The organism is Kitasatospora sp. NPDC058162 (genome assembly GCF_042884005.1).
Taxonomy (GTDB): Bacteria; Actinomycetota; Actinomycetes; order Streptomycetales; family Streptomycetaceae; genus Kitasatospora.
The window spans coordinates 58,788-76,181 of sequence record NZ_JBHVUS010000037.1; the positions used below are offsets into that span (position 1 = coordinate 58,788).

The following is a 17,394-nucleotide window of genomic DNA, read 5'->3' on the forward strand; positions in this document are numbered from 1 at the left end:
AACCTCAGCGATGCAGTCCTGGAACACCCCCGACCACCACATCGCCGGTACCGAGTACGGCACCCTGCACTTCTCCGACAACGTCAAGGTGGTGATCGCCGACTGGGAGATCGCTGAGGACGCCCCCGACAGCGACGGCCGCGTCTACGCCTCGGTGCGCGGGTGGCTGGCCAACGGCGGCGGCACCGGCCGCCACGGCGACCCCTACACCCGGCCGATCCAGGCCGGCCGCGCCCGCCTGGTCACCACCGAGCTGCGCGGCCGCCGGCCCATCGAGGGCCGCGACGTCCACGTCCGTTTCCACAGCCCCAGTCGGCCGCACCCGAACACCTGGGACCACCAGGGCCTGCTGGTCACCATCGAGTGGATGGACCGGCGCATCGACAGCGAGGGCCGGCCGGTCTCCGAGACCGAGATCGGCCGCACCTCCTGGACCCACCCGACCACCGGCCGGGTCTTCGACCTGACCATCGCGTACCTGCCCGAGGGCGAGCACTACAACCCGCTGGGCTTCACCTGGCGGCACTACGACCACTGGAGCGAGGGCGTCCCGCTGCTGGAGGCGTTCTACGGCGACCACGCCGCCCCGAGCGGCCTCGGCGCCCGCTCCCTCGCCGTCGGCGAGTGGGTGCCGGCCAGCCACGCCTCCACCCGCCCCGTGCCCGGCCCCACCCTCGGGGACGTGGTGGCCTCCGCCCGATCCTGACCGGTCGGCTCCCACTGGGTACTGACGCTGCCCACCGGCTCGCGCACCGCCGCCCGGCCCACTCGGCCGGGCGGCGGGGCGCCCTGGTGAGCAGCGCGGCCACCCGGCCGACACCGAACACCGCCTTGGAGGACCACATGATCATCGCTCAGGCCGTCCCCTCCGCCCCGCTGCCGACCCGCCCGACCATCGCCGCCCTGCGCACCTCGGGCCGCACCGAGGGAGAGGTCCGGCTGACCGGCACCATCACCCAGGCCCGCCAGCACGCCAACCGGGCCGGAAACGAGTGGGCCACCCTCACGCTCACCGACACCACCGGACAGATCGGCATCCGCGTTTTCCCGCGCACCTGGATGCCGCTGCGCGAACTGCCTTTCGTTGAGGTCGGCCGGCCGGTGGCCGTCACCGGCCGGATCAACGCCCCCGGACACGACCTGGTGGAGGTCTACTGCAACGACCTCACCCCCAGCCCGGCCCGGGAACTGCCGCCCCAGGTCACCGACCCGATGACCGTCCAGGCGCTGATCGGCCGCCACGCCCGCAGCCTGGCCGACCTGGCGGGTTCCGGCGAGCGCCCCCGTACGTTGGCCGCTTTCACCGTGTTGGTCCGCGACGCCGCCCAGCTGCTGGTGGACACCCGCCTCGGCGAGGCCGGAGGACACCTCCGCGCGGCGGGCCAGTACCTGCGGGCCATCGCGGCGGCGGGCGGTGAGCACCAGCAGCAGCTGCTCGAGTTCGCGGCCGCCCACCTCGCCCAGGCCCAGGACCTCGCCGACGCCCCGACCATCCGCTTCCGGCCCCGCCGCTCCACTAAGCCGTGACGCTGCCCGCCCGACTGCGCCGCCCCAGAGCGCAACCGCTACCTGATCTGGGTCGCGCACCGCCACGGCCCGGCCAGGCCACCGCCGTCCAGCCCGGTCCCGCCGACAACCCGGTGCCCGACGACCCCACCGGCGCCTGGCTCTGACCACCCACCACACCACCCCGGAGGCCCCCGCGATGACGACCACCACCCTTGCCGCCGCCTGCTCCCGCGCCCTCGACCCGGTCCAGCCCGGCGACCTGGTCGCCATGATCGGGTGTGCGGCCAGCGGCAAGTCCTCGTCCCTGCTCACCGTCCCGCCGCACCAGATCGTCAGCCTGGACGCCCTGCGGGCGATCGTCTCCGAGCCCGGCGACCAGGACGCCACCGCGGACGCCGTCCTGCTCCAGCACCACATCCTGCTGAACCGGGCGCGCCGGGGCGTCACCACCTACGTGGACAACACCTCGGTTGAGGCGCAGCACCGGCTCCAGCTGGTGGAGCTGGCTCACCAGCATGGCCGTCGCGCAGTCGCGGTCCTGGTCGACGCGCCGCTCGCCGACTGCCTCGCCCGGAACGCGGCGCGCCCGGCGCAGCAGCGGGTACCGGAGGACACGGTCCGCTGGCAGCACCGCATGGCCCGCTCCGCCCGCGAACTCCTCCCCCGCGAAGGCTGGGACGAGATCCGCCACCTGCGCACCGCCTGACCGGACCACCACGCCGCCCACCACCACGCCCCGCCCACCCGGCCAGCCAGGCCCGGGGGTAGGGCCCCGTGGTGCGCGGCGCGGCCGCCCGGCCCAACCCCGATCCCCTGGAGGCACCTGATGACCGAGCAGACGACCCGCGCCCGCCTGCTGAGCACCACCCTCGACACCGCCGACAACATCGCCATCGCCGCTGCGGCGGCCGCCGCCGGCCTCACCACCTACCGCACCCTCGCCGCCCGCCCGGCCGAGACCCGCTTCACCCTCGCCGCGGCCGCCGCCGGCCTCGCCGCCTGCCTCGCCGACCAGGCCACCACCCAGCTCCGCCGACCGTTGTGCCACCGCCTCGGCGTCCCCGCCTACGGCTACACCCCCGCCCCCGTCGCTGCCGCGCCCGCCCCGGCGCCCTCGCGGGAGCAGCTCGCCGAGGAGGTCGCCGCCGACGCCGCACACCGCGCGGCCACCGCAGCCCACGGCCTCGACCGCAGCGGCGGCAGCCTGACCGAGGCCGCCAACTGGATCGGCGCGGAGGACGGCACCGCGACGTGCGAGCTGCCCGGCGGCGCGCACCTGCTGTGCGTCCCCTCTCCTGCAGACCGGCACGGCTACAGCACCCGCACCTACCTGCTCGTGCTGGACGGTGAGCAGCAGATCCGGGTCAGCAGCATCAGCGAGCTGGTCGCGCTCCTGGACAGCCCCACGGCCGACGCGGCACAGCCTGCCGACGGCGAGGACCAGGCCGACGGCCCGTGGTCTGCCTTCGGCAGTGACCTCGCCATCGCCGAGCTGTGCCCCGCCGGACCGCTCGACGGCGAGGACCAGGCCGACGAGGCCGACGAGGACGACAACCGCGACCAGGAGGCCGAGGCCCACGCCGCCGGCCTCCTGTAGCTCGACAGCACCCCGGTAGCGGGCCGGCCTTCGCCGAGGACCGGCCCGCTGCTCCCTCCCCTACACCGCAGCTCAGATCAGGGAGACCACAGCCATGGCCCGTACCGCCACCTGCCGCCCCACCCCGGCCGCCAACCGCGAGCCGGTCCTGATCGCCCTCCCGACGGCGACTGGACCGCCACTCTCCCCGTTGTCACCCGGGCCATCGGCCTGGACCGTGCCGCCGGCCGCGTTCCGGCCTGACGTCGAACACAAAAGGGCCCGCCTCCTCCGGCTTTGACGCCGGCGGAGGCGGGCCCTTTTGTGTTTCCAGGCGCGGAGGCGGTGCAGCTGAGGGTCAGCCGACGATCTCCGCGTCCACTGGAGCGGCCGCGACTGCCGAAGCAGCCGTTCTCTTGGCGGCCGCCAAGCGCTTGGCGAAGCGCTGCAGCTCGGTGTCGAGGTCCTCCAGGTGTCGATGTGCTGCGGCTGGGTCGGCCTCCACCGCCGACTTCAATGCGCGAGGAGCGATCAGCGAGGCCACCCGTTCCCGCAGAACGGCCGCTGATCGGCCAAGGTCGCGCAACTGGGCCGCACCCGGTTGCTCCTCAGTCCCGAGGTCAGAAATTTCTGGCCTCTGCTCGCTGGGGGTGGGGTCAGAAATTTCTGACCCCACGTTCTGCTCGGGAATGGACGGCGTCGTCAGCTCGGTGGCGAGCTCGACCAGCCTGGCTGCTGTGGGGCGCTTTTTGCCTTGCTCGGTCGCTTCGGTCACGCCGAGCTCGACGACCGTGCGGGCGGTCTTCAGGTCATGGGAGGCGATGACCGCCGCCACTGCCTTGCGGGCCGAGGCGCGGCTCAGGTACTGGGTGAGCTCGGGCCCCAGCTCTGCGACGGCCCGTGCCCTAGCCGCGTCCTGCATCAGCTCGAAGATGTACTTCTCGTCCACGTCCAGGACCTCGGATGCCCACACGGAGAAGTTCGTGCGGCCAGCGACCACGTGCAGCTCCCGCTGCTGTGCGATCTCCAGCAGGACGCCCTTGTTGAGCATCACGAAGTCCTCGGCCCGCCGCCCGAGGCCGTCGATCTCGACCAGCCGCTCGGTGACGTAGGCGAGCTGCTCCTCCGGGGTACCCGTGATGTCCTCGGCGGTGAGCACCCGACCGCCTGCGAACACGCTCGGCGTGCCCTGGGTGTCCACAATCGCCGGCAGTGCGGAAGTGGCGGCCTGCTGTGCCGCCGTCTGCTGCAGCTCGGCGGGCACCGCCGGATCGACCGCGGAATCCGGCGCCTTCTTCAACCGGTTGGTCCCGGCCTGGATCAGCTTGTTGGCCATTACAGGGGTACTCCCGATGCCGTGAGAATTCGGTCGTAGGCACCGGTAAGCGCCTGAGCTTCCTTACCGGAGGCTGCGGTGATCGGCACGCAGGCAAATCGCGTCTGCTGGCGTACGGAATGCCGGGGAATCGCAAGATCGTCGCGATACAGATCCCCGTAGGTCTCCGCCAGGTAGGCCCCTATGGCGTCCTTCAGGGTGCTGCGCCCGCCGGGGACGATTGAGGGGACGATGCCCACTACTCGCAGATCCGGGTTCATCCCGAGGTCCCTGACCAGCTTGATGGTCGCGAGGGCCTCCTTGGCGCCGATCCGCCCGTCCTCGTCGAGGGTGGCCGGGATGACGACGTCCGTCGCCGCGACGAGAGCCGAGGTGACGAGCTTGCCGCCAGCGCGCGGTGGCAGGTCGAGGATGCCGACCGACCCGGGCTTTATGGCGCCCTTCAGGGCGAGCCGCAGACGGAACTCGAGGCCCACGGCGATGTTGTCCGTCTCGCGGTTCGCAAGGGCGCGCTCCGCCGCGATCACCTGAACCCCAGGCCACGCGTCGGACGCCGGGGCGAACGCCTCGGCCGCCAGGCCGGTCTCACCCTGCGGGTCGAGCGCGAGCAGGTCGTTCATCGTGAAGGCGGGCGCCTCCTCCTCGGAGATGCCCAGCTCGGCGGTGAACGTGCCCCGGGGATCGAGGTCCCCGGCGACGACGTCCAGGGCCCGCCTGCGGGCCGCAGCCGTCAACCCGGCCGCCAGGGCACTCTTGCCGACGCCGCCCTTCTCGCTGTAGGCCGCGATCACTCTGCTCATGCCCGGCCCCTCTGACCGTTGAATGCCCAATACACGGAAGGCAGGCTATCTGGGGCGCAGCGGCGCGAAGAACACCACGGGCGTGTCATCGCGTTTCCGCCTACTGCCAGCACGGCGACCGGGGGCGGGTAGACCAGTCGGGTCGAGCGCGCGCTGGGACTGGTCCTGTGGTCCTGGCAGGCGAGCGGCGAAGTCCGGCAGCAGCCGGCTTGCTGGGATTTATCTCTATGCTTCCTCGCGCCCTTGACGGGCCGTCACCTGTAGGTGGAGCGTCGTGCAAAACTGCGCAACCGACTTGGTACGGGAGGGCATCATGACGCTACGGTTCGCCGGGGTGGACCCCAACACCGGCAAGGACGAGAGCCCGATGGTGTGGGTGGACGACGCCAAGAGGGAACTCGTCTTCCAGGGCCTCAAGCCCGGCGAGGAGCTCCTGACGGAGATCGGCACGACCGAGTGGGTGCCCGGCCACTCCGTCGGTACCCCCGACCACGAGAACGTGACCCGCATCCCGCTGCGCATGGCGCAGGTCATCAGGAAGGCGCTCGACGATGCAGAACGTGACGGCCTTCTCTGAGCTGCTGGTCGGCGCCCGGCACTCCGCGGTGCACCTGGAGATGCGCGACTCCTACGGCATCGCCGGCGAAGCCGAGGAGTTCGAGCGGTTCCAGCGGACCGGTATTCACCCGGACCTCGACCCCGAGGGCGAGGGCTGGTCGGGCTGGGTGTCGATGATCCGGGTCGCCGTCGCCCGCGGTGTCGTGGTGCGCCGCGCCCGGATCGTCTCCGAGCCGGTCACCGCGTACATCCGCTACGAGCACGCCGGGACCGTAGTGAATCTGGCGGCTGGCGAGCAGGTCCGCTGGCTGCCGCGCCGCCGGGCCTCCGACCTGGCGCTGCCCGGGAACGACTTCTGGCTGTTCGACGGGACGGTCGTGCGGTTCAACCACTTCACCGGTGACGGGGCCTCCGCCGGGCCGCAGATGTGCGAGGACCCTGCCGTCGCGAAGCTCTGCGCGGACGCGTTCGAGGCCGTCTGGGAGCGCGCCGTTCCGCACGAGCAGTACGCCGTCTGACCCCGGACCGGACGACCAGCCCCCGTGCCCGCCTCCCCGTCCTCCAGCGCCCAGGAAGCCCGCCTGACCCTGGCAGCGCGGCTGCGCGAGATCATGCAGGACGCTGGCCTCCAGGGCCAGGAGCTGGCCGCCCGGTGCGGCTGGAACGGTGCCAAGACCTCCCGCATCATCAACGCCAAGACCGCGCCCTCGGACGCCGACATCCGCACCTGGTGCCAGGCGTGCGGCGCCGACGACCAGGCCGAGGACCTGATCGCCGCCAACCGCGCCGTGGACTCCATGTACGTCGAGTGGCGCCGCCTCACCCGCACCGGCCTGCGCCGCCTCCAGGAATCCGCGGCACCCCTGTACGAGCGCACCCGGCACTTCCGTTCCTACTCCTCCCGCGTCGTGCCGGGTGTTCTGCAGACCGAGGCGTACGCCACCGCGCTGCTCGCCACGGTGGCCGACTTCCGCCGCACCCCCAACGACGTCGCCGAAGCCGTGAAGGCACGCCTGGCCCGCTCCCGCGTCGTGCGCACCGGCCACCACCGCTTCGCGATCCTGGTGGAGGAGTCCGTCCTCTACTACCGCCTCGGGACCGCCGAGACGATGGCCGAGCAACTGGAGCACCTGCTGGAGGCCATGGCGCTGCCGGCCGTCTCGCTCGGCGTCATCCCGTTCACCGCGCAGCGCACCATGTGGCCGGTGGAGACGTTCAACATCTTCGACGACGCCGAGGCCGGGGTGGAGCTGCTGTCCGCCCAGGTGACCGTCACCACGCCCAGCGAGCTCGCGCTCTACGCGAGCGCGTTCGACCGGCTCAAGGACTTCGCGGTCTACGGCGCGCAGGCGAGGGCCCTGATCACCCGGGCCGCTGACTCCCTGGGCTGAATTCCTGCAAACGCGTGCAAACGCGTTGAGGGCCGGGCCGGTCACTCCCTACCGTCGAACCGTCGCCCGCCGTGACGAGCCGGACACCCGGCCCCGGCGGGCGAGCCGGGACTGCTGCGCGGGCCCGCCCCCCGTCGGGGCCGCGCAGTAGTCACCGCTGACGAGAGAGCGGAGCGCCACCGTGGCCACGCACCCCATACCCCGCCCACCGGCCGCGACCGGGCGGTGCCGGCGGGCGCGAGGTTCACGGTGACCGCCGCCGTCGAGACCCTGCCACGGCCTTCGGCAGCCGCCTCCGTGAAGGCATCGCTGCCGTACGCGCCGCAGTCCGCCACCGTGGCGCGCCGCCTGGTGCGCACCACGCTGCCCAAATGGGGGCTGGAGGACCTGGTCGAGGCCGCCGAGCTCATCGTCAGCGAGCTGGTCGGCAACGCCGCGAAGACCGGCTGCCAGCTGGAGATGACGGTCACCGTCGCGCGCATCACCGACCGGTGCGCGCGGATCAGCGTCCGCGACGGCTCCCGCACCCTGCCCTGCCTGATCGACGCAGGCCCCGCCGCCGAGTCCGGCCGCGGCATGGCCCTCGTCCACCACCTCACCCGAGGCCACTGGGGCGCCGAGCTGGAGACCTACGGCAAGACCGTCCACGCCGACCTGCGCGCCGGCCCCACCACAGCGGGCTGACGCCCCGTTGCCCAACCCGCCGCCCGCTCGTTGGACCGGCCGAGCGCCCCGACCAGGGCGCGCGGCTGCGCCTGCCCCACACCGCCCGGGCACGAACACCCCGGCGCCCTACGGTGAAGCCCTCGGGCGGCCAGGCCCGTACACGGCCTGGCTGCCCGAACTCAGCGCTCCTACTCCTGCGGGCGCAGGCGGACGTAGCGGACGGTGCCGTGGCGGCCGCTGCCGACGGTGACCTCGACGAGCGGTGGTTCCCCGGTGACGGTCCACGCGGAGGGGTTGTCCGGCGGGCCCGGTTCCAGCCGTCCGGCGAGGGCGTCGGCGATCGGCCGGGCCTGGACGGGGGTGAGGCGGGGTGTGGTGACGGCGGTGCTGCCGTCGGGCAGGCGCACCAGCAGGGCCTGCGGCCGCCGTGGGGTCCCGGTGACCGCGATCAGCTGCGCGTCGGTGGTGTCGCTGTGGCGGATCTTCTGCCACGCGCCGGCGCCGTGCGTGGGGCGGTAGCGGGTGTCCAGCCCCTTGGCGACGATCCCCTCGATCCCCATGGGCTCCAGGTCGCGGTACCAGCCGGCGGCCTCTGCCCGGCTGGTGGTCGCCATGCAGATCTGTAGGGGCGGCCGGGCTCCGGCGAGCGTCATCTCCAGGGCATCCCACCGGTCCCGAAGCGGCTGGTCCCGGATGTCGCGGCCCGGCAGGGCGAGGGCGTCCCAGGCGACGTACAGCACCTGGGTGCCGGCGGCGACCCGTGCCGCGGGGGAGCGCAGCAACGCGGTGAAGTCCAGCCGGCCCCGCCCGCCGCCCCCCGTCGTGTACGCGACGACCTCCCCGTCGAGGACCAGGCCGACGGGGAGCGCGGCCAGCGCCGGCTGAAGCTGGGGGAACCGGGGCCCGAGGTCGTTGCCCCGGCGCGACACCAGGTGGACCTGGTGGCCCTCCAGCACGTGGGCCGTCGCCCGGATGCCGTCCAGCTTGATCGTGTACTGGGTCCCGCCAGGCAGCGCGTCCTCGGCCGGCAGCATCGGGACCGGCACGGGTCGCATCACCTCCACCGGCGGGCGCAGCAGCACGGGGCTGCGGGTGTGCGGCATGCCTCCACCGCCCTACTGCCCGCAGCCGTCCACGGGACGGCCGGGGCCGAGGCCGAGGTAGTAGGCGAGTGCCTCGGGAGCGCTGTCGATCATGGCCTGCTGTTCGTCCTCGGTGGGGCGGCTCCGGTCGAAGCATGTCCACGTGCATGCGCCCCAGGGGTTCCAGGCCGTTGTGCGGCCGCAGGCCCCGCAGGTCATCGTCGCGGTCCCGGTCATCCCGCACCTCCGCTCGGCGGGTTCCTCTCCTCCACGGTAGGCCGCGTCGGCGGCTGCCAGAGCTGACGTTTGATCACGTACACCAGATGTCGAACAATTGTTCCCATGACCGTTGACGTGCCCTTCTCCCACCCCGCGCGCCCGTCGGCGCAGCCCGGGGACGCCGTCCGGGCGCCCCGGGAGCTGATGACGCTGCCCGGGTACTACCGGGACAAGCGGCGGTGGCGCCTGGTGGAGATCCGGGTGGGAGGCGGCTGGCGGCCGGCGATGCTGACCGTGTGGCGGCGCCCGCCGGGCAGCGCGGTGTGGGTGGCGCACGTCGCCTGGGGCGCCGGCGACTCCTGGGGCTGGTTCGTCTTCGACGAGCACACGGTCAGGGAGCTGCCCGAGCCACAGGACGAGCCCCCGTCCGGCCCTCCGTTCTTCGGGCGATGGAGGGACGCGACCGTGGTCCCGGCCGAGCTCGCCGGCCAGGTCGCCGAGGACGGTTCCGACAACTGCTGGCGCCTGGCCTGGGTCCGTACGGGCGGGCGGTGGCGCTCCGCCCTGGTGACCGTCCGGCGCCGGCCCGGGCCCGGGCTGCCGTGGATCGCGAAGGTGAGGTGGGGCGAGGACAAGGAGTCGGCCTGGTTGGTCGCCGACCCCGTCACCGTGCGCCCGGTCCTCGTCGCGGTGGAGGCGGCCGTCGAGGTCGGCACCCCGGCGGGCCCGGTCGGCTCGTCCGGGACGGCGGAGGACGCCGGCGGGGGAGAGCGGTGAGCGCGCCGATCGCCGCCGTACCGGACTCGGCGGCGTCCGAGCGCGGTGAGCGGCTGGCGGCCCTGCTGGAGGAGACCAGCCCGGCCGCCCGCCTCGCCCGTGTCGAAGCCGCCTCCCGCCCGGTCCTGCCCGCTCTGGCGCCGCTGTTGCCGGACGGGCGGCTGCCGAAAGGCGTGGTCGTCGAGATCCTGGACGCGAGCCTGCTGCTCGCGGTGGCGGCGGGGCCGGCCTCCGCGTCGACCACCTCGTGGACCTCGATCATCGGCTGGCCCGACGCAGGGCTGGCCGCAGCCGCAGCGTACGGGATCCCACTGGAGCGCACCGTGCTGGTGGACGAACCCGGCGGCCACTGGGCGGAGGCGGCCTCGGTCCTCGCCGACGCCTGCGAGACGATCATCCTGCGCCCCACGAGCCGGCCCGTGCCTCGCCAGCTCGCCCGCCTCGAACAGCGCCTACGGACCACCGGCGCCACTCTGCTGACCCTCGACGCCTGGCCAGGTACCGCCGAACTGCGCCTGACCGCCGGGACCGCGGTGTGGTCCGGGCTGGGCGACGGCTGGGGGCAGCTCGCCGGCCGCCAGGTCGACGTCCGGTGCACCGGACGGGGCCGCACAGCCCGGACCCGCGAGGCTCGCCTTCTCCTGCCGGACGGGCACGGCGGCGTGAGCGCGGCGGCACCCGCGCCCATGGAACGGCTGACCGGAGCGGGCGGCGCCGTCGCGGCGGTCGCCGCTCTGGCGTAGCCGCAGGCGCCCGCCCGCCGCGACCGTCCGGTGCGTCCCGGGCGGAGCCGGTTGTCGGCGTGTCAGGTGAAGTCGTGGGGCTGAGAGCCGTCGACGATCGCCAGGTCGAACACTCCGATCACGCCGAGGTGGTCGGAGTAGTCGTGCTCGACCGTGCGGTAGTCCACGATCGCGGGGGTGAGCGCCGGGGTGGTGTGGAGCTGGTCGACGCGCAGCCCGCCGTGTTTGCCGGTCGCCCGGCGCAGCGCGGGGTCGTTGCGCTGGTCGGCGAGGTGGGCGGCGACGTCGGTGAGGTCGGCGTCGCGCAGTGTCTGGCCGACGATGCGGTTGCTGACCCACGGGTCGCCGGGGTGCTCGCGCCTGATGCAGCGTGAGGCCCGGTTGTAGGGCTTGACCTGGGTCCAGTCGATCTCCGGGTCGGTGGCGGTGGGGTGGTTGATGTCGCCGCCGATCAGGCCGATGCCGCCGTGGCGGTATACCCGGGCGTTGAGGATCTGGGCCTCGACGGCGGCCTGCTGCGCGGAGTAGGGGATCAGGTGGGCGCTGACGGCGACCAGGGGGGCGGGCAGGCCGGCGGTGATGCCCCAGGGGGCGATCCGGGCGGCGGCGTAGCCGTGGTGGAACTCGGAGGTGTAGCGGGCCTCGACGTCCTCGACCCGGAGGTGCGCGGGGTCCCAGGCGACGGCGACCGGCCGGTTGCGCGACGGCGCGACGTACAGCTCCATGCCGAGCGCCTCGCCGGCGGCCTTCGCCTGCTCCGGGTCGGCGAGCCAGTCGACCTCCTGGAGCAGCAGCAGCTGCGGGCCGATCTCGCGGATCACCTCGACCATCCCCGCCCACCGGCCGGTGCCGGCGCCGTACTGGACGTTCTGGCTCATGACCGTCAGCACCGGCATGCCGCACCCCTTTTCCACCACGGACGGTCCGCGGCGCAGGGCAGCACGCTAGCCGGGCACCGGGCCGGACACGCCGTGTTCACCGAGGTCTCATCAGCCTCTTTAGTGTCACTCGGTAGGCGGATTGACACCCTCCGCAACTTTCTGCCCGCCGTGGCTAAACGTTCTCGTCCGGAACCGGAAAGCTGTCATATGCCGGCACGCCGCCCCCACGGCCCGACCGTTTCCGACGTTTCCGAGTACGAAAGGCGCGAACGTGAACATCCTCCCCCGCACCCTGGCCTCCTGCCTCAGGCAAGCCCCAGCCGCGTTGCCGGGCCGGGCCGAGCCCGCCGCCGAGCGCCCGCAGGCGTTCTCGCGGCGCAGCGGCGTGCCGGATCCGGCGGCCGCCGCGTGAACCACGACGACCGGAGCGAGGACGGCCACGACCTGCGGCTGCCGATAGAGTTCGAGGCCTTCTTCGAGCTCCACCACCAGCGCTACCTGGACTACGCCCGCGCCCAGCTCTCGCTGTGTGAACCCGAGCAGATCCAGGACCTGGTCGAGGACGTCCTCGCCCACCTCGGGGCCGACTGGAAGCGCGTGCTCCAGCGGGCCAACCCCACCAACTACGCCTGGGGGGCGCTGCGCTTCGCGGTCGAGCACGAGCGCCGCCAGCGCGGCGAGGTGCTGCGGCTGGTCGAGAAGGCGGTCTTCATGGCCGCCGCCAGCCGTGCCACCAGGCCCGTCTTCGAGGCCTTAGAGGACGGGCTCGGGGTCTACGACGCGATCAGCCGCCTCCCCGAGCGCCAGTACGACGCCCTCCTGCTCAAGCAGTTCCTCGGCTACACCACGGCCCAGACCGCCGACGTGATGGGCATCAGCCCGCCCACGGTCCGCGCGCTCATCCACCAGGCCCGCACCAGGCTCCGCAAGCACACCCTGCTCGCCGCCTCCGAATCCGACGAGGAGTGAGACCGGTGACCACCGAACTCGACCACCTGGCGGCCGCCGCCGCCCCCTTCGCTCGCTTCACCGGCTACGACCCGGCCGCCGGGCGCCGCCGCGTCGCCGCCCGGATCGCCGCGCTCAAGCAGGCCGGCACCGCCGATCCCGACGCCGCCGACCCCGATCCCGACGCCGCCAGCGCGGCGCAGCCGGAGCACGCCGTCGACGCGGACGGTCTGACCTTCCAGCAGCACGCCGAGCGCGATCTACGCAACCTCACCACCTGCGTCATCAACGAGAGCGGCGCCCCCGAGAAGCTCCAGCGCCTGGTCAACTCGCGCGACATCGACCCGCAGGGCGGCCTGGTCTTCGCCGCCCTGCTCTACCTCAGCGGACACCCGCGCAACGCGCAGTTCTGGTTCCAGTTCGCGGCGGGCTCCGGGGACGGCACCTCCGCCTACGCCCTCTACCTCCACCACGCCGCCCTCGGTGAACTGCGCGACGCCGAGCACTGGTACCACCAGACCGCCGCCCTCATCGACCGGCCGCTGCCGGACCTCCCCCACGACGAGCAGCCCCCGCCGCCCAGCCTGCCCCCGGTCGACGCCTACCTCTTCAACACCCCCTGGCACAGCCAGCACCTGCCGGCCGACACCGAAGCGCTCCACCGGCCGGACCCGGCCCTGCGCCACACCGTCGACCACCTGCGCACCGTCAGCGAGGAGCACCTCGGCGCGTTCGTCCTGCCGACGGAGACTCTCGCCGAGCAGCTGCACGACCTGGTCTGCCCGTAGCCGCCACCCCGGCGCCCTCGGGCGCCGGGGCCGTCCACCACCACGTTGGGAGCACCGCGTTGTCCACCGTCCTCCAGCACACCGCCCTCATCACCGCGGCCAGCGCCGTCTGGTATGCCGTGGCCGTGACCGTCGCCGCGGTGACCGCCGTCGCGGCCCGAAGCGACGCCCGGCGCCGCGACGCCCGGGAAGTCCTCAAGGTCCTGGTCCGCCGGTCCCGCTGACCGGCCCCGGCCCCGGACACCCCGTTGTGGTGGCCGGGGCCGAATGCCACCTACTGGCTGGTCCTGGCGCCGTGTAGTGAGCGTCCGTCACCATGGCGGCATGACGCTACTGCTGGACATCCTGGAAGAGCGGCGCAACGAGGCGGAGGCCGGCCCGCCCGGCTGGCAGCCGGCCTGGGACCGCGCCCTCGACCTGCTCGCCCCACACCTGCAGGGCTGGACCATGACGATCGACGGGCCGATCCTCGCCGACGGCGCCGCCGCGCTCGCCCTCGCCCTCTACCTGCTCTCGACCGGGCAGGGCCCGGCCGCCGTCACACGGGGCCAGGTCGAGGGACTGCTCGACCGCTGCGGCGGCACCGACTACGACATCGCCCCCCGGTGGGAGGAGATGCTCCGCGCGGCCGGGCACGATCCGGAAGACCGGGCCGACCCGGTGTCGGCCTGCTGGCGGCAGCTGCGCGTCGACAACTCCCCGCCTAAGTTCGCCAGCGAGGAGAACGACTTCGACAGCTTCCGCCGGTGGGGCCCCGCCTTCATCGAGGGCCTGCACCGCGCCTTGGCCCCGCGGTTCGGGATCCGGTTCTGACACCGTGGCCCCGCAGCTCAGCCGGCTAGAGCCGCGGGGAGATCCAGACCCTGGCCCTGGAGGCGACGGTGGCCGCGGTGTCCTGGTCGAAGTGGGCGAGCGCCTCGGCGGGCGGCAAGCCGCGCGGGACGGGGACGTTGGCGATGACCACCGACCGGGTCAGGTGCAGGATGAACTCCCGCCGGTCCGCCTGTCGGGTCCGCCCGGTGGGCCCGACAGGCCCGTCCCAGAGCTCTCGCAGCTCGACCAGATCGGCCAGGCCGGTCTCGCCCGCGCCGGCCGGAACCCGGGCCAGCACCGGCCCGAGGGCCTCCGGGGCGTCGAGGGGCAACCGGTTGAGGAGCGGGCGCAGAGGCACGCGGCGCAGGGCTTCGGCCTCCGGCCCGTCCGCGCTGTCGAGGATGAGGGCGGCCAGGAGGGCGGTGACCAGCGGGGCCCGGCGGGTCTGGTCGCCGCCGACGGTCCAGTCGCCCGGGTGAGCGCGCAGGTGCCACTGGACCATCAGGGTGGACCAGGCGAGCGCGGCCTCCCACACCGTGCCGCCCGGCGCCGGGGTGCCGAACTCACGGGGCGAGTTCCCGAGGCCGGGCAGCAGGGCCCGCAGCTGGCCGGCCGGGACTACGACGGCCTCGGCGGGCGGCCCGCCGAGGCCGTCGTGGTCCAGGTGCACCCCGTAGCCGGCCGGAGGGCCGGGGGCCACCAGGAGGGACTCACCGTCGATCGACCAGGCGCTGCTCATGATCCGGCCGCTGCGGCCGTCGTGCTCGCCGCCGACGACCTTCACCTCGATGCCCAGCCGCCAGCTGCCCCGGTCGTGGTTGAGAGCGGCAAGGCACACGTCGAGGGTGCGGGGCACGACGATGTCGATGGCCGGGGCATCCACGTCGGGAAGGAAGAACCGGTAGAGCCCGTCCCAGCGCTCGCCGTCGGGGTTCTCGGGCCAGCGCCGGGTCAGCCATTCCCACTGGGCGACCGCGTCCTCGTCACCGCCGGCCGTCGCCTCGGCGGCGAGCACCCGCACGCGCTCCTGGTCCATCAGGTGCCACGGCAGCGCGTCCAGCGGCACCATCTCGGCCGGCTCGCCCCGCTGCTCGGCGAGGGCAACCAGGGCGATCGCGAGGACGCCGCACACCGCCCGCCACTCCCACACCTGCGAGCTGATCACCTCGCCGCCGTTGCCCGCGATCCGCTCAGCCCGGCGGTACGCCTGCTCCCACCCCACACGGTCCTCCTCGTCCCCGCCAGCCGACCAGAGCTCACCGTACTGGGATAAGGGCCGGCCAGTCAGCGCGCGTCACCAGCACCCCGGGATCCGGCCGTCCTGACCGTGGCCGCATGGCATGAGGGTCCATCAAGATGGGGGACATGACTCTGCTGATCGACGACATGGCGGCCCGGCGGGACGCTGCGGCGGCCGGCCCTCCCGGATGGTTCGAGGCGTGGGACCGTTCGGTGGCGCTGCTGTCTCCCCACTGGCGGCGTGACATGCCGTACGGGGCGACCTGGTACTGGGCGAACCCCGTCCTGGCCGACGGGTGTGCCGGCCTCGCGCTCGCGTTCTACCTGATCACCCGTGAGAGCAAGCGGCCGGTCGACACCGTCACCCTCACCGAGGTGATGGCCTTGATCAAGGGTCCGGGGCTGACCTGGGGCAACATCCCCGGACGTTGGGAGGACGCGCTGCGAGGCCTGGGCCACGACCCGGAGAACTCCCTCGACCCGGTCTCGGCCTGCTGGCAGGAACTGCGCGTCAACAACACCCCGCCGCCCGACGCACCCGACGAGTTCCACATGGATATCACCCGGCGGTGGGGCCCCCGCTTCCTCGAAGGCCTGAACAAGGTCCTCCGCGGCACCCCGGTCACCTTCTGACGGTGCGCGCGTCCGGCCACCGCCTGCACGTGCCCCGCTGTCCGTCCCGCTCGTTGATCACCCCGAGTGCCCCACCAGGGTGGCGGCGGAGACGGGAAGGAACTCCAGGACATGACGGATCAGCAGCAGGCGGACCCGGACGTTCGGGCCGCGCTCTCCGCGGCCGACCGGTTCCTGACCGGCCAGGCCGCCCAGGCCGCCGCCGACCTGGAAGTTGCCCGGAGCCGCGCCGAGACTGCGCAGCGGCGCCTCACTGCCTTCCGGCAGGGCGACCCTCTCACCCGTACCGAGGCGCTCCTGGTCGGCATGACCGCCATCACCGACGCCGCCGGGATCGGCCGCGATGTCGTGACCGGGCGGCCCGGTGCGACGGCGGAGACCTTCCTGGCCGCGCAGCAGACCACCGACGCGGTCCACCGCGGCCTGCTGGCCCTCGGCTACGAGATCCCGAAGCAGGCCGAACAGCCGACGGCAGAGCAATGAAGCCGTCCGGGGAGTGGTTCGGCAGTTGTGTGCTCGGCGCCTGGGTGACGCGGACCATCGCGCCAGGCGCACCGTAGGCCGCGGCGCGCTCGCGGGGACGCGCCCAGCCCGGAGGACACCCGCCCGGCTGTACATCGAGTTCGACGGCCAGGCTGCCGTCCTGCTCCGTCTGCTGCCCTGCCCGCGGGGTTGTTCCAGAGCCTGGCGGGGGATCTGCACCGGGCGCAGCGGGACGGTGGACCTGGACCGGTTCGCCGAGGAGTTCTCCTACCTCGGGCTGACCGTCGAGGAGTACAGGACGCGGTTGCGCGCGGTGCACGGCCGGCTGGTGCTGCCGTTTGTGTACTGGGCGCCGGTGACGGCGGAGCCGGTGACCAGGAAGACGGTGTGGACGAAGATCGGGCCGCTGTGCGACGACGTGGAGGCCGAGCGGCACCGGGCGCGGCTGGTGGCCGCCGCTCCGCCGCCTCACCTGTGGGTCCACGTGACCCGGGAGCCGGACGACGGCATCGCCTCTCCCCGGCCGCGCGCCCTGGTTGTGGCCGGCGGCTTCACCGGGGGCGCCCGTGAGTTCCACCGGGAGCTGCGCGGCCCGGTCGACATGAACAGGTGGGAGGAGCGGGACCGCGACTTCGCCGACCTGGCGGTGCCGGTGCTGCTGTCCCGGCCGCTGACGGCGGGCGAGTTCCGCGCGGCCCACTGGAGGGACGACGAGCGGCTGCCGGGCACAGCCGAGGAGCTGCGGGAGCTGCTGCTGCGCTACGGCTACATCGCGGGCTGGCTGGACCTGGCGGTGCGGATCGCGCTGGAGGACCTGGCGGGGGATCTGCCGGACGCGCGGTGGGCGGTGCCGAGCCGGGCCCGGCACTGGCGGGAGCTGTTCGCGCGCTGGACGGATCGGAAGGGAGTTATCTGAAAATCACTATCATCAAGGGTTAAATTTTTTGGTTAA

24 protein-coding genes are annotated in these 17,394 nt (G+C 73.3%); 18 read left to right on the forward strand and 6 right to left on the reverse strand.

What is annotated here, in order from left to right; translation table 11 throughout:
• Positions 1-10 precede the first annotated feature (10 nt).
• The 4 genes from ACFVXG_RS38370 (at position 11) to ACFVXG_RS38385 (ending at position 3,106) form a co-directional block, all read left to right on the forward strand.
• Positions 11-706 (forward strand): hypothetical protein, encoded by a 696-nt coding sequence (locus ACFVXG_RS38370; protein ID WP_387934618.1) that lies wholly within the window; start codon positions 11-13, stop codon positions 704-706.
• 137 nt (positions 707-843) lie between these two features.
• Positions 844-1,527 carry an OB-fold nucleic acid binding domain-containing protein gene (locus tag ACFVXG_RS38375; RefSeq protein ID WP_387934620.1) on the forward strand — a complete coding sequence of 228 codons (684 nt, stop codon included), beginning with the start codon at positions 844-846 and terminating at the stop codon, positions 1,525-1,527.
• 178 nt (positions 1,528-1,705) lie between these two features.
• Positions 1,706-2,215, forward strand: coding sequence for an AAA family ATPase (locus ACFVXG_RS38380; protein ID WP_387934621.1), 510 nt, complete (start codon positions 1,706-1,708; stop codon positions 2,213-2,215).
• A gap of 120 nt (positions 2,216-2,335) precedes the next feature.
• Positions 2,336-3,106 (forward strand): hypothetical protein, encoded by a 771-nt coding sequence (locus ACFVXG_RS38385; RefSeq protein ID WP_387934623.1) that lies wholly within the window; start codon positions 2,336-2,338, stop codon positions 3,104-3,106.
• 337 nt (positions 3,107-3,443) lie between these two features.
• Here ACFVXG_RS38385 and ACFVXG_RS38390 read toward each other — a convergent pair whose 3' ends face one another.
• The gene (locus tag ACFVXG_RS38390) at positions 3,444-4,421 is read right to left on the reverse strand and encodes a hypothetical protein (RefSeq protein ID WP_387934625.1); all 978 of its coding nucleotides are present in this window, start codon (positions 4,419-4,421) and stop codon (positions 3,444-3,446) included.
• The gene (locus tag ACFVXG_RS38395) at positions 4,421-5,221 is read right to left on the reverse strand and encodes a ParA family protein (protein ID WP_387934626.1); all 801 of its coding nucleotides are present in this window, start codon (positions 5,219-5,221) and stop codon (positions 4,421-4,423) included. Before ACFVXG_RS38395 ends, ACFVXG_RS38390 begins: the two co-directional genes overlap by 1 nt.
• Positions 5,222-5,534: 313 nt before the next feature.
• On the opposite strand from ACFVXG_RS38395, the gene ACFVXG_RS38400 reads away from it, so the two are divergent.
• The 4 genes from ACFVXG_RS38400 (at position 5,535) to ACFVXG_RS38415 (ending at position 7,854) form a co-directional block, all read left to right on the forward strand.
• On the forward strand, positions 5,535-5,798 hold the full coding sequence (locus ACFVXG_RS38400; RefSeq protein ID WP_387934628.1) for a hypothetical protein: 264 nt from the start codon (positions 5,535-5,537) through the stop codon (positions 5,796-5,798).
• A complete protein-coding gene (locus ACFVXG_RS38405; RefSeq protein ID WP_387934630.1) occupies positions 5,773-6,297 on the forward strand; it encodes a DUF6879 family protein in 525 nt (174 codons plus the stop codon). Before ACFVXG_RS38400 ends, ACFVXG_RS38405 begins: the two co-directional genes overlap by 26 nt.
• Positions 6,298-6,321: 24 nt before the next feature.
• On the forward strand, positions 6,322-7,170 hold the full coding sequence (locus ACFVXG_RS38410) for a helix-turn-helix domain-containing protein (protein WP_387934631.1): 849 nt from the start codon (positions 6,322-6,324) through the stop codon (positions 7,168-7,170).
• A 249-nt stretch (positions 7,171-7,419) separates the two neighbouring features.
• Positions 7,420-7,854, forward strand: a complete 435-nt coding sequence (locus ACFVXG_RS38415) for an ATP-binding protein (RefSeq protein WP_387934632.1) — start codon at positions 7,420-7,422, stop codon at positions 7,852-7,854.
• A 170-nt stretch (positions 7,855-8,024) separates the two neighbouring features.
• On the opposite strand, the gene ACFVXG_RS38420 is transcribed toward ACFVXG_RS38415, so the two are convergent.
• Together ACFVXG_RS38420 and ACFVXG_RS38425 are read right to left on the reverse strand one after the other, a co-directional pair.
• Positions 8,025-8,939: a DNA ligase gene (locus ACFVXG_RS38420; RefSeq protein WP_387934634.1), complete on the reverse strand. Its 915-nt coding sequence runs from the start codon at positions 8,937-8,939 to the stop codon at positions 8,025-8,027.
• A gap of 12 nt (positions 8,940-8,951) precedes the next feature.
• The gene (locus tag ACFVXG_RS38425) at positions 8,952-9,155 is read right to left on the reverse strand and encodes a hypothetical protein (protein WP_387934636.1); all 204 of its coding nucleotides are present in this window, start codon (positions 9,153-9,155) and stop codon (positions 8,952-8,954) included.
• 105 nt (positions 9,156-9,260) lie between these two features.
• Here ACFVXG_RS38425 and ACFVXG_RS38430 point away from each other — a divergent pair, with 105 nt between their 5' ends.
• On the forward strand, positions 9,261-9,914 hold the full coding sequence (locus ACFVXG_RS38430) for a hypothetical protein (protein WP_387934638.1): 654 nt from the start codon (positions 9,261-9,263) through the stop codon (positions 9,912-9,914).
• On the forward strand, positions 9,911-10,657 hold the full coding sequence (locus ACFVXG_RS38435) for a hypothetical protein (protein ID WP_387934640.1): 747 nt from the start codon (positions 9,911-9,913) through the stop codon (positions 10,655-10,657). The genes ACFVXG_RS38430 and ACFVXG_RS38435 overlap by 4 nt, the downstream gene beginning before the upstream one ends.
• Before the next feature lie 62 nt (positions 10,658-10,719).
• On the opposite strand, the gene ACFVXG_RS38440 is transcribed toward ACFVXG_RS38435, so the two are convergent.
• Entirely contained in the window at positions 10,720-11,553 is an 834-nt protein-coding gene (locus ACFVXG_RS38440; RefSeq protein ID WP_387934642.1) for a hypothetical protein, read from the reverse strand.
• 256 nt (positions 11,554-11,809) lie between these two features.
• Here ACFVXG_RS38440 and ACFVXG_RS38445 point away from each other — a divergent pair, with 256 nt between their 5' ends.
• The 5 genes from ACFVXG_RS38445 (at position 11,810) to ACFVXG_RS38465 (ending at position 14,087) form a co-directional block, all read left to right on the forward strand.
• The gene (locus ACFVXG_RS38445) at positions 11,810-11,950 is read left to right on the forward strand and encodes a hypothetical protein (RefSeq protein WP_387934643.1); all 141 of its coding nucleotides are present in this window, start codon (positions 11,810-11,812) and stop codon (positions 11,948-11,950) included.
• Positions 11,947-12,507, forward strand: coding sequence for an RNA polymerase sigma factor (locus tag ACFVXG_RS38450; RefSeq protein WP_387934645.1), 561 nt, complete (start codon positions 11,947-11,949; stop codon positions 12,505-12,507). Before ACFVXG_RS38445 ends, ACFVXG_RS38450 begins: the two co-directional genes overlap by 4 nt.
• 5 nt (positions 12,508-12,512) lie before the next feature.
• Positions 12,513-13,274: a hypothetical protein gene (locus ACFVXG_RS38455; protein ID WP_387934646.1), complete on the forward strand. Its 762-nt coding sequence runs from the start codon at positions 12,513-12,515 to the stop codon at positions 13,272-13,274.
• Between the two features lie 59 nt (positions 13,275-13,333).
• On the forward strand, positions 13,334-13,498 hold the full coding sequence (locus tag ACFVXG_RS38460; RefSeq protein ID WP_387934648.1) for a hypothetical protein: 165 nt from the start codon (positions 13,334-13,336) through the stop codon (positions 13,496-13,498).
• A 100-nt stretch (positions 13,499-13,598) separates the two neighbouring features.
• Positions 13,599-14,087, forward strand: coding sequence for a hypothetical protein (locus ACFVXG_RS38465; protein ID WP_387934649.1), 489 nt, complete (start codon positions 13,599-13,601; stop codon positions 14,085-14,087).
• Positions 14,088-14,112: 25 nt separating this feature from the next.
• On the opposite strand, the gene ACFVXG_RS38470 is transcribed toward ACFVXG_RS38465, so the two are convergent.
• On the reverse strand, positions 14,113-15,309 hold the full coding sequence (locus ACFVXG_RS38470; RefSeq protein WP_387934651.1) for a hypothetical protein: 1,197 nt from the start codon (positions 15,307-15,309) through the stop codon (positions 14,113-14,115).
• Positions 15,310-15,452: 143 nt separating this feature from the next.
• Here ACFVXG_RS38470 and ACFVXG_RS38475 point away from each other — a divergent pair, with 143 nt between their 5' ends.
• From ACFVXG_RS38475 to ACFVXG_RS38485, 3 genes are all read left to right on the forward strand, one after another.
• Positions 15,453-15,959 carry a hypothetical protein gene (locus tag ACFVXG_RS38475; RefSeq protein WP_387934653.1) on the forward strand — a complete coding sequence of 169 codons (507 nt, stop codon included), beginning with the start codon at positions 15,453-15,455 and terminating at the stop codon, positions 15,957-15,959.
• Positions 15,960-16,070: 111 nt separating this feature from the next.
• Positions 16,071-16,442: a hypothetical protein gene (locus tag ACFVXG_RS38480; protein WP_387934654.1), complete on the forward strand. Its 372-nt coding sequence runs from the start codon at positions 16,071-16,073 to the stop codon at positions 16,440-16,442.
• Positions 16,443-16,677: 235 nt separating this feature from the next.
• Positions 16,678-17,358, forward strand: coding sequence for a hypothetical protein (locus ACFVXG_RS38485; RefSeq protein WP_387934656.1), 681 nt, complete (start codon positions 16,678-16,680; stop codon positions 17,356-17,358).
• Positions 17,359-17,394: the final 36 nt, after the last annotated feature.